Annotated in this window: 10 protein-coding genes; all 10 read left to right on the top strand. The window is 40.8% G+C overall.

What is annotated here, in order from left to right:
• Window positions 1-123 precede the first annotated feature (123 nt).
• The 10 genes from iolE to LJC66_RS18130 all read left to right on the top strand — a co-directional run bounded on the left by iolE (window position 124) and on the right by LJC66_RS18130 (window position 11,379).
• Entirely contained in the window at window positions 124-1,017 is an 894-nt protein-coding gene (gene iolE, locus LJC66_RS18170; protein ID WP_230933190.1) for a myo-inosose-2 dehydratase, read from the top strand.
• Window positions 1,018-1,037: 20 nt separating this feature from the next.
• Complete coding sequence (locus LJC66_RS18165; RefSeq protein WP_230933189.1) at window positions 1,038-2,456, top strand: sugar porter family MFS transporter; 1,419 nt, start codon at window positions 1,038-1,040, stop codon at window positions 2,454-2,456.
• Between the two features lie 22 nt (window positions 2,457-2,478).
• A complete protein-coding gene (gene iolI / locus LJC66_RS18160) occupies window positions 2,479-3,336 on the top strand; it encodes a 2-keto-myo-inositol isomerase (RefSeq protein ID WP_050690419.1) in 858 nt (285 codons plus the stop codon).
• A 46-nt stretch (window positions 3,337-3,382) separates the two neighbouring features.
• The gene (fba, locus tag LJC66_RS18155) at window positions 3,383-4,225 is read left to right on the top strand and encodes a class II fructose-1,6-bisphosphate aldolase (protein WP_230933723.1); all 843 of its coding nucleotides are present in this window, start codon (window positions 3,383-3,385) and stop codon (window positions 4,223-4,225) included.
• A gap of 132 nt (window positions 4,226-4,357) precedes the next feature.
• Complete coding sequence (locus LJC66_RS27830) at window positions 4,358-4,492, top strand: hypothetical protein (RefSeq protein WP_269067664.1); 135 nt, start codon at window positions 4,358-4,360, stop codon at window positions 4,490-4,492.
• Window positions 4,493-4,663: 171 nt separating this feature from the next.
• Entirely contained in the window at window positions 4,664-5,419 is a 756-nt protein-coding gene (locus LJC66_RS18150; protein WP_230933188.1) for a DeoR/GlpR family DNA-binding transcription regulator, read from the top strand.
• A 619-nt stretch (window positions 5,420-6,038) separates the two neighbouring features.
• Window positions 6,039-7,961 (top strand): 3D-(3,5/4)-trihydroxycyclohexane-1,2-dione acylhydrolase (decyclizing), encoded by a 1,923-nt coding sequence (iolD, locus tag LJC66_RS18145; protein ID WP_230933187.1) that lies wholly within the window; start codon window positions 6,039-6,041, stop codon window positions 7,959-7,961.
• A gap of 94 nt (window positions 7,962-8,055) precedes the next feature.
• A complete protein-coding gene (iolB, locus tag LJC66_RS18140; RefSeq protein WP_230933186.1) occupies window positions 8,056-8,874 on the top strand; it encodes a 5-deoxy-glucuronate isomerase in 819 nt (272 codons plus the stop codon).
• 15 nt (window positions 8,875-8,889) lie between these two features.
• Window positions 8,890-9,897 carry a 5-dehydro-2-deoxygluconokinase gene (iolC, locus tag LJC66_RS18135; protein WP_230933185.1) on the top strand — a complete coding sequence of 336 codons (1,008 nt, stop codon included), beginning with the start codon at window positions 8,890-8,892 and terminating at the stop codon, window positions 9,895-9,897.
• 24 nt (window positions 9,898-9,921) lie between these two features.
• Window positions 9,922-11,379, top strand: coding sequence for a CoA-acylating methylmalonate-semialdehyde dehydrogenase (locus LJC66_RS18130; RefSeq protein ID WP_230933184.1), 1,458 nt, complete (start codon window positions 9,922-9,924; stop codon window positions 11,377-11,379).
• Window positions 11,380-11,492: the final 113 nt, after the last annotated feature.

The raw sequence follows: 11,492 nt of genomic DNA, 5'->3' as shown, positions 1-11,492 counted from the left end.
AACGAGTTTTTTTATCTACAAATGAAATCGATTTCATTTGCGAGGTTATAGGATTGGTAAGTTTTATCACTATCTATTGCTAGTGAGGCAGCATTACACAATAAGGGGAAAAGAGGAATCAAAATGGGAAACGAAAATATTCTGTGGGGAATTGCTCCAATCGGCTGGAGAAATGACGATATTCCTGAAATTGGTGCAGAAAACACATTGCAGCATCTGTTAAGCGATATCGTCGTAGCGGGCTTTCAAGGAACGGAAGTGGGAGGTTTTTTTCCTGAACCAAGCATATTAAACAAAGAGCTTGAGCTTCGAAATTTAAAAATTGCAGGTCAATGGTTTAGCAGTTTTATCATTCGTGATGGGATAGAGGAGACGTCAAATTTATTTCATAAACATTGTCAGTATCTGCAGGAAGTGCATGCTGATGTGGCGGTCGTATCTGAGCAAACTTATAGTGTTCAAGGGGTTGAAAGAAATGTTTTTGCTGAAAAACCTTATTTCAGTGATCAAGAATGGGGAGCTTTATGTGCAGGATTAAATGAGCTGGGAAAAATCGCAGCAGAATACGGTTTACGTCTGGTCTATCATCACCATATGGGGACAGGTGTACAAACATTAGCTGAAATTGATCGATTAATGGAAGGAACCGACGCAAATCATGTTCATCTTTTATATGATACGGGACATATTTACGTTTCTGACGGAGACTATATGGAGCTATTACATAAACATATAGATCGTATTAAACACGTTCATTTTAAGGATGCAAGAAAAAACGTGCTGGAGCAGTGCAAAAAAGAAGGAAAGTCATTTTTGCAGTCGTTTCTAGCCGGTATGTTTACCGTTCCTGGTGATGGATGTGTAGATTTTACAAACGTGTATAAAGCGTTAGTTGATTACAATTACAAAGGATGGATTGTAGTGGAGGCGGAACAGGACCCTTCTATTGCACATCCATTGGAATATGCTTTAATGGCCCGAAAGTACATTAACGAAAAGTTAGTTATTCATTCTTAAAATAAGACGGGGGAATTAGCATGGGTAAACAGGGAAATCAACATTCATTTTTACGTACGATCATTTTAGTTTCTACGTTTGGTGGACTGCTTTTTGGATATGATACGGGAGTTATTAACGGGGCACTGCCTTATATGTCTGAATCTGATCAATTGAATCTCAACTCTTTTACTCAAGGTCTTGTAACGAGCGCGCTTTTATTTGGTGCTGCATTTGGTGCGGTAGTAGGCGGCAGGCTAGCAGATTATAACGGGCGGCGTAAAACGATTCTGTATCTTGCCATTTTATTTTTTGTTTCCACCATTGGATGTACAATTTCGCCAAACGCAGCCGTTATGATTCTTTGCCGTTTCCTATTAGGACTTGCGGTAGGGGGCGCATCTGTTACCGTACCGACGTATTTAGCTGAAATGTCACCAGCTGAAAGCCGGGGAAAAATGGTCACTCAAAATGAGCTTATGATTGTTACTGGTCAACTTCTTGCCTTTACGTTTAACGCGATTATCGGAAATATGCTAGGAGAAAACCCTCACGTTTGGCGATATATGCTGCCAATCGCTGCCATTCCAGCTGTCTTTTTATTCTTTGGCATGCTTAGAGTACCAGAAAGTCCGCGCTGGCTTGTGTCAAAAGGGAAAAATAACGAAGCGCTAACGGTTCTTCAAAAGATACGGGAAAGTAAAAGAGCCAAATCAGAGCTGCAGGAGATTGAGAGCGCTTACGAACAAGAAGCAAAAATGGAAAAAGCAACGTTTAAAGACTTAACAACTCCGTGGGTTCGAAGAGTCGTTTTCCTTGGTATTGGAATTGCTGTCGTACAGCAAATTACCGGCGTAAACTCCATTATGTATTACGGCACTGAAATTTTAAAAGACGCAGGTTTTCAAACAGAAGCTGCTCTTATTGGAAATATTGGAAATGGAGTCATCTCCGTTTTAGCCACGTTTGTAGGGATTTGGCTGCTAGGTAAAGTTGGACGCAGACCAATGCTTATAACGGGGTTGGTAGGAACGACTACTGCCCTGCTGCTAATTGGTATATTTTCTCTTGTATTTGAAGGGTCCACGGCACTTCCATATATCGTATTAGCACTAACGATTACGTTCCTCGCGTTTCAGCAAGGAGCTATATCACCGGTAACGTGGCTAATGCTTTCAGAAATTTTCCCTTTACGATTAAGAGGCTTAGGGATGGGTGTTACCGTATTTTGTCTGTGGGGAATTAACTTCCTTGTAGGGTTAACGTTTCCTGTTTTACTGGCCAGCATTGGCTTATCCACTACGTTTTTTGTCTTTGTTGTACTCGGAATCGGAGCGATTTTATTTGTTAAAAAGTTTTTACCGGAAACAAAAGGGCTTACGCTTGAAGAACTGGAGCAAAGGTTCCGCAGCTATGATAATGAAGACGCTGACGTCATGAATGACAATAAAATTATTTAAGTAAAGAATGGAGAGAATCATTATGAAACTATGTTTTAACGAAGCCACAACATTAGAAAATTCAAATCTTGTAAAGGACCTTGAATATTGCAGCAAGTACGGATATGACTATATTGAAATTCGCACGATGGATAAACTCCCTGAGTATTTAGAAAGTCACTCAATGGATGATTTAGCGCAGTTTTTTAATACAAATCATATTAAACCGCTAGCGCTGAACGCTTTAGTTTTCTTTAATAACCGCAGTGAAAAAGAGTACCAGGAAGTGATAGAAGAGTTTAAGGGTATGCTAGAAACCGCTCAAAAGATAGGTGCTCCCTATATCGTAGCTGTTCCTTTAGTAACGGAACAAAAAATCGTAAAAGCAGAGATTAAAAATAGCTGCGTACAAGTGCTGAATAAATTATCGGAATTGGCTGAACCTTACGGAGTTAAAATCGCCGTTGAGTTTGTAGGACACCCTCAGTGTACGGTTAATACATTTGATCAAGCGTATGACATTGTGCAAACTGTGAACCGAGATAACGTAGGATTAGTACTTGACTGCTTCCACTTCCATGCGATGGGATCAAAGTTGGAAGACTTAAAACAAGCGGATATTTCTAAAATATTTATCGTTCATATTGATGACACGGAAGATTTTCCGATTGGCTTCTTAACAGATGAAGACCGAGTATGGCCAGGTTTAGGAGCGATTGATTTAGATGCTATTTTCTCAACATTAAAAGAAAAAGGCTATAATGACGCGGTATCTGTAGAGCTATTTCGACCTGAATATTATCAATTAAACGCGGAAGAAGCAATTAAGACGGCTAAAGAGACAACCGTTAAGGCTATCTCGGAATACTACAGCTTTCAAACAACAAAATCATATTCATGATAAGGAGTGTCAGTCAGTGACGTTAGTATCTTCAAAACTAGTATCAATGAAAGATATGCTTCATGCCGCTAAAAAAGGAAACTATGCGGTTGGTCAGTATAATATTAACAGCCTGCAGTGGGCACAGGCTATTTTACAAGCTGCCGAAGAGGAAAAAGCGCCTGTCATTGCAGCCGTTTCAGACAGGCTTGTTGACTATTTAGGCGGATTTAAAACCATTGTAGGCATGATCGAAGGGTTATTAGACGAAATGAACATTACCGTTCCTGTCGCGCTTCACTTAGATCACGGTATGAGTGTAGAAAGATGCAAAAAAGCGATCGACGCTGGATTTAGCTCGGTCATGTTTGACGGTTCTCATTACCCAATTGATGAAAATATTGCCATGACTAAGCAAGTAGTAGACTATGCTGCTGCTCAGTATGTCTCCGTTGAAGCCGAAGTTGGAACAGTCGGAGGGATGGAAGACGGGCTTATTGGCAACATCGTGTACGCTGATCCCGCTGAATGTCTGCGTCTTGTAAAAGAAACCGGAGTCGATGCTTTGGCGGCTGCTTTAGGTTCAGTTCACGGACAGTACCAAGGCGAACCGCAGCTGGGCTTTGATGAAATGAAAGAAATAGCTGACTTAACAGATGTACCGCTGGTGTTACACGGAGGTTCTGGTATACCAAACTACCAAATTCAAAAAGCAATAGCTCTTGGACATGCGAAAATCAATGTGAACACCGAGTGCCTTCAGGCCTGGACGCGCGCTGTTCGTCAAACATTGGAAAGCGACAGTGACGTGTATGATCCGCGAATCATTCTTACACCGGGAAAAGAAGCGGTTATGGCGACTGTAAAAGAGAAAATGAGAGAGTTCCATACAAGTCATAAAGCTCAATAAAAAAGAGGCTGAGACAAACGAATTACAGTTGAAGCAAGATCCGAACGATGAATGGAGATTCTTGATAGAAAATCCAGCTCGTTCGGATTTTTTCTTTGGTAGGATTTTAATCGATTGAGTTGCTTCTAGCTGATGATTGGAGGGCAAGGCGAAGACTCCTGCGGGAAAAGCGGAATAGGTGAGACCCCGCAGGAGCGTACGCGACGAGGAGGCTCAGCGGCCGCCCGCGGAAAGCGAAGCCTTGCACGGACATCAACAGCGGTGTAACAAGCGATCCCTACTAGCTTATGTATCTAACTTGTTTATCTTTAGCTGGAAATAATGGAGTTATGTATCTCTCTTTGTTTTAGCAGCTACTCTTCTAGAAAATGCCTTTTGTGGAGGTTATAATAGTAAGTAATAAAAAAGCGAAAAAAAAGGTAACCGGGGGAGGTAGAAATGTTAAAAACTAAGCGAATTCAACAAATCCAAGAGTATGTTTTTGAACATGAATCTGTCTCATTAGATGATTTGGTTTCGGTGTTTGAAGTCTCCAAAAACACGATTCGACGCGACGTTCAAAAGTTAGTGGATGAAGGGCATATTAAAAAAGTATACGGCGGAGTAGCCGTTAATCATGTGAAGCTTGAATCATTTAATGAAAGACAAACAAAAAATCAGTTTCAAAAGCGTTTAATTGCCAAAACGGCAGCTCAGTATGTAGAAGACGGAGACGTCATCTTTATTGATTCAGGAACTACCACGTTAGAAATGATCGAATTTCTAAAAGACAAATCAATAACGATTGTTACAAATAGTTTAGATGTTATAGTAAAAGCCTTGCCTTTTGATGCGTTAAAAGTAATTTCTACGGGCGGCTATCTTGAGCGTGAAACTCAATCATTTTCAAGCTTTAACCATGCCAATCCTGTAAAGAATTACAACTTTGATAAAGTATTTATGGCTTCTACGGGTATTTCCATATCAAATGGCGTTACCAATTCATCGCCCGTTGAAAGTGAAATCAAAGAAACGGTCATAAAAAGAAGTACAAAAGTGTTTTTATTAGCAGATCATACAAAATTTGATAAGTATGCAATGATTACGTATTGTCAGTTGCATGAAGTGGATTATTTAATTACAGATAAAGTGGACGTCAGCTATCAGCACTATGCAAAAGAAAATGAGATTACGTTTGTCCTTGCGGAAGAATAAGTGTTTTTGAGTGATTATACATATGCTTAGACTTAGAGCCCGTAGGCATACTAAAGAAGTATGCCTTTTCTTTTTTCTTTACATTGAGCTTCTTTAGAAAGCGATTACAGTGAATAAAAAGATAAACTAACAAAATTTTTAAAAAAGTATTTACAAAGTAAACTGAATATTATAAACTAGGTTCATAGATAAGAAAGCGCTTCTAAAACTTGATGAAATCGATTTCATCAAACGAAGCTACATGTATAACAAGATTGGTTTTCCAGGTAAGACAAAATTGGTTTTCCAGGTAAGACAAAGCATAAAAAATGATGGGGAAGTTAAGGATGGAGTTTGAAAAATATTTTTTTAATACCAAATGAAATCGATTTCATTTGAAAGTGGAATTTATGATGAATTTTCGAGCTTTTCTCCATCTTCAAGCGTTAAAAAGTGCAGGGGTTGAAAGTATTTGTCTCATCGCTAAATAGCAGCTGAAACATGGGAAAGAGCTAGGAAGTAAAAGGATAGAACCTCATTTATTACATTAAATGAAATCGATTTCATTTAAAAATGTGAAAAAAGGGTAGAAAAATCAATCTGATGGTGATTAATTTCAGAAGATAAGGTAGGAAGGTATATGAAAACGATAAGATTAACAACGAGTCAAGCTTTAGTAAAATTTCTAAATCAGCAATATGTAGAGTTTGATGGAAAAAAAGAGCGTTTTATCAAAGGAGTATTCACCATTTTTGGACATGGAAATGTAGTGGGGATCGGGCAAGCGCTGCAGGAAAACCCAGGCGACCTTGAAGTATATCAAGGCAGAAATGAGCAGGGAATGGCTCATGCTGCAGTAGCTTTTGCAAAACAAAAACATCGAAAGCAAATCATGGCCTGCTCTTCTTCCGTTGGTCCAGGCTCAGCGAATATGGTTACATCGGCTGCGACAGCTACTGCAAACAATATTCCGGTACTGCTTTTGCCAAGCGATGTGTTTGCCACTCGCCAGCCGGACCCGGTACTTCAACAAATTGAACAAACGCATGATTTATCTCTTTCTACAAATGATGCTTTCCGGTCCGTCAGCAAGTACTGGGATCGAGTCAGCCGTCCGGAACAGCTGATGTCGGCTATGATCAATGCGATGCGTGTATTAACAGATCCGGCAGATACAGGAGCCGTTACAATCGCGCTGCCGCAGGATGTACAAGGGGAAGCGTGGGATTTTCCAGAAAGTTTCTTCCGTGAGCGTACCCATCTTATTGAACGCCGCGAGCCTTCGCAAGAAAGTATCAGAAATGCAGTGAAGCTGATTAAATCAAAGAAAAAGCCTCTTCTTATTTTAGGCGGCGGCGTTCGTTATTCGGAGGCTGCGGATACATTTGCTGCATTTGCTGAAAAGTTTCATATTCCATTTAGCGAAACGCAAGCTGGAAAAAGCGGTCTTGAAAGCAATCATCCGTTAAATCTAGGAGGAGTTGGCGTAACGGGGAATAGCGCTGCTAATAAAATAGCGCAATCAGCGGATTTAATTATTGGCGTGGGTACACGTTTTACAGATTTTACGACTTCTTCAAAGCTGTTTTACGCTGAGACGGATGTATTAACCATTAACATTTCTGAATTTCACGCATCAAAATTGGAGGCTACTAAAATTGTCGCGGATGCCAAAGTGGGTCTTGAAGCTCTTTCGTCTGCATTAGAAGGCTATAAATCAGGCTATGAAACTGAAATTGAAGAAGCCAAATCAAAGTGGAATCATGAGCTGAATCGTCTGAAAAATATTGCATACACGGGCGAAGAATTTATTCCAGAAATTAAAGGGCATTTTGATCAAAGCCTGTCGGAGTATAAAGATAGCCTAAGCACCGAACTTGTCCAAACGACTGTGCTGGGTAAAGTAAATGAACTAATTGCACCTGATTCTATTATTACATGTGCAGCGGGAAGCCTCCCGGGTGACCTTCAGCGCATGTGGATCTCAAATGAACGTAATACGTATCACCTTGAATACGGATATTCATGTATGGGCTATGAAATTGCATCTGCTTTGGGCGCTAAGATGGCTGAGCCGGATAAAGAAGTGTATGCGATGGTAGGAGACGGAAGCTACTTAATGCTTCATAGTGAGCTGGTAACGAGCATTCAAGAAGGAGTTAAAATAAATATTGTTCTTTTTGATAATTCCGGCTTCGGCTGCATCAACAACTTGCAGATGGATAATGGAATTGAAAGCTTCGGCACAGAATTCCGCGTTCGTAACCCGCGGACGGGGCAGCTTGATGGAGATATTATGCGCATCAACTTTGCTCAATCCGGAGCTGCATATGGAGCCAAAACATACGAAGTGTATACGATGGAAGAACTTGAATATGCCATTGAAGATTCAAAAAAACAAAGTGTTAGTACATTGATTGACATTAAAGTTCTTCCAAAAACAATGACGGACGGCTACGATTCTTGGTGGCATGTAGGAGTAGCAGCCGTATCTGAAAGCTCAGACGTTCAAACGGCGTTTGAAGGCAAAGAAAGCCAGTTGCAAAAAGCAAGAAAATATTAATCTTTTAAAAAGCTATAATATCCAGTTTGATTGATTAAAGAGTGTCCCTAGCATAAACCGTTAAAAAACAAGAAATAGAAAGGTGTGGAAAGGAATGGCTGATTTAATCGTACCGACAAAAACAGCTGACAGTGATGGAAACGTACTAAGTATCACCCCACAATCTGCAGGATGGGAGTACATTGGTTTTGACGTTTACTCATTACAAAAAGGTCAAAGACTTAAAAAAAACACGGAAAATCAAGAGGTTTGTATTGTGATTTTAACCGGTAAGTCTACCATTTCTACGAAAGAAGAGAAATGGGAAAACATCGGACAGCGAATGAATATCTTTGAAAAAATCCCTCCGTACTCCGTATATGTATCGAATGATGATCACTATGAAATAGAAGCTGTAACCGACTTAGAAATTGCGGTGTGCGCAGCGCCTGGAAAAGGTACATACCCTGCTCGTTTAATTACGCCGGAGGATGTGGGCGTAGAGCATCGCGGAGCAGGAAATATTGCCAGACAAGTCCATAACATTCTTCCAGAACAAAAGCCGGCTGATAGTCTGCTAGTAGTGGAAGTGTTTACGCCGGAAGGAAACTGGTCAAGCTATCCTCCTCATAAGCACGATCAAGATAACTTGCCGCATGAATCGTATTTAGAGGAAACGTATTACCATAAAGTCAACCCAGGACATGGATTTGCGATTCAACGAGTATATACGGACGATCAATCTCTAGATGAAACAATGGTTATTAAAGATGGAGATGCGGTCTTAGTTCCTAAAGGGTATCATCCGGTATCTGCGCCTCCAGGTTATGAAGTTTATTATTTGAACGTCATGGCTGGTCCTGTTCGAACATGGAAATTTAATAATAGCAAAGATCATGAATGGATTATGGAAGAAAAATTAGCATTAAAGTAAGGAGACGACGTGAGTATGAGTTATTTAACATTTGATTCACAAAAGCGATTTGACCTTCTTGCAGTAGGAAGGCTTTGCATCGACTTAAATGCAAATGAATTTAATCGCCCGATGGAAGAAACGATTACGTTTACAAAATACGTAGGAGGATCTCCTGCTAACATTGCTATTGGTCTTTCAAGGCTTGGAATGAAGACAGGCTTTATTGGAAAAGTGTCAGATGATCAAATGGGCCGCTTCAGCACCAGATATTTAAATCAAAATAATATTAACACGGAAGGCATTGTAGTTGATCAAACAGGAGCCGTAACGGGGCTGGCCTTTACTGAAATTAAAAGTCCTGAAGAGTGCAGCATCCTGATGTACCGTGATAACGTGGCAGACTTAAAGCTCCATCCAACAGAAGTTTCTGAAGAGTATATTAAGCAATCAAAAGCGCTGCTTATCTCTGGAACAGCTCTTGCTAAAAGTCCTTCAAGAGAAGCCGTGTTTCTTGCTCTTGAATACGCGAGAAAACATAGCGTAGTTGTATTCTTTGATGTCGACTACCGTCCGTATACGTGGGAATCAGAAGCTGAGACGGCCGTCTACTATAATTTAGCGGCAGAAAAATCAGACATGATTATCGGTACGCGAGAAGAATTCGATATGATGGAAAAGCTTTTAAATTATGAAGAATCAAATGACCAAGTTACAGCTGAACGATGGTTTTCGCATCACGCTAAGATTGTTGTCATCAAGCACGGAGGGGAAGGCTCGATTGCTTATACAAGAGACGGCCAGTCTCATCGAGGCGGCATCTTTAAAACAAAAGTGCTTAAAACATTTGGAGCTGGCGACTCCTACGCATCTGCTTTTATCTACGGGTTAATGCAAGGGTTTACAATTCCTGAAGCGATGAGATTTGGCGGTGCTTCTGCTTCCATCGTTATTTCAAAACACAGTTCTTCAGATGCAATGCCAACTGTAGAAGAAATTAAGCAGTTTATGGATACAGCCGAAGAAGTTCTACAGCAAGCGTAATCAAAAATTGAGAGGAGAATGAACATGACACAAACAACAGTAAAAACAGTAAAAAACTATATTGGCGGCGAATGGGTGGATTCATCTACAAGTCTAACGGAACCAGTTTATAATCCTGCAACGGGTGAAATCATTGCAGAGGTACCTCTTTCCACAAAAGCAGATGTAGATCAAGCGGTACAAGCTGCGAATGAAGCCTTCAAAGGATGGGCAAAAACTGCGGTGCCAAAACGTGCGCGTATTCTATTTAAATATCAGCAGCTATTAGTAGATAACTGGGACGAATTAGCGAAGCTTGTGACGCTTGAAAACGGAAAGAGCTTTAATGAAGCGCGCGGAGAAGTACAGCGTGGAATTGAATGTGTAGAATTCGCAGCGGGTGCTCCTACGTTAATGATGGGAAAACAGCTTCCTGATATTGCAACGGGCATTGAGTCTGGCATGTATCGCTATCCAATTGGTGTTATTGGCGGGATTACGCCGTTCAACTTCCCGATGATGGTTCCTTGCTGGATGTTCCCTCTGGCAATTGCCTGCGGTAATACGTTTGTATTAAAGCCGTCTGAGCGAACGCCGCTTTTAGCTGCAAGATTAGTAGAATTATTTGAAGAAGCTGGATTGCCAAAAGGCGTATTAAACATTGTCAACGGCGCGCATGATGTGGTAAACGGCCTTCTTGAACATAAATTAGTGAAAGCCATTTCGTTTGTAGGTTCACAGCCAGTAGCTGAATATGTGTATAAAAAAGGTACGGAAAACTTAAAGCGTGTTCAAGCATTGGCAGGTGCTAAAAACCACTCAATCGTATTAAACGATGCGGACTTAAACGTAGCAACAAAACAAATTATTGGAGCTGCTTTCGGTTCAGCAGGTGAACGCTGCATGGCAGCATCTGTCGTGACGGTGCAAGAAGGCGTGGCAGATGAATTAATCTCACGACTTGTTCAAGAGTCAAACAACATTGTCATTGGAAACGGATTAGAAAAAGATGTTTTCTTAGGGCCGGTTATTCGTGAAAACCATAAAGAACGTACGGTTAGCTATATTGAATCTGGCGTAGAAGAAGGAGCTCGCTTAGTTCGTGACGGCCGAGAAGATCACGCGGTAAAAAAGAACGGCTATTTTGTTGGACCCACTATTTTTGATAACGTTACACAAGAAATGAAAATCTGGCAAGACGAAATCTTTGCACCGGTGCTTTCTATCGTGCGTGTAAAAACATTAGAAGAAGCAATTGACGTTGCCAATAATTCTCGATTTGCAAACGGAGCTTGTATCTATACAGACAGCGGCGCAAGCGTACGTGAATTCCGTGAAAATATTGAGTCAGGCATGCTAGGAGTGAACGTAGGGGTGCCGGCACCTATGGCGTTCTTCCCATTCTCAGGCTGGAAAGACTCTTTCTACGGCGATCTTCATGCCAACGGTACGGACGGCGTAGAGTTTTATACAAGAAAGAAAATGGTTACGGCACGCTACTAAGAATTTACTTATCGTACTATGGGATACTAGCGACATTTGCTAGTACCCTGTAGTACAATCGTATAAAAAAATAAAAGTCGGCTTTTTCGCAGTAACAAAATGGAAGTGATTAG

Origin of the sequence: Priestia sp. TSO9 (genome assembly GCF_021029645.1) — a bacterium.
Taxonomy (GTDB): Bacteria; Bacillota; Bacilli; order Bacillales; family Bacillaceae_H; genus Priestia; species Priestia megaterium_E.
The sequence above is the reverse complement of the archived record's forward strand: the minus strand, read 5'-3'. Positions and strand labels throughout refer to the sequence as shown.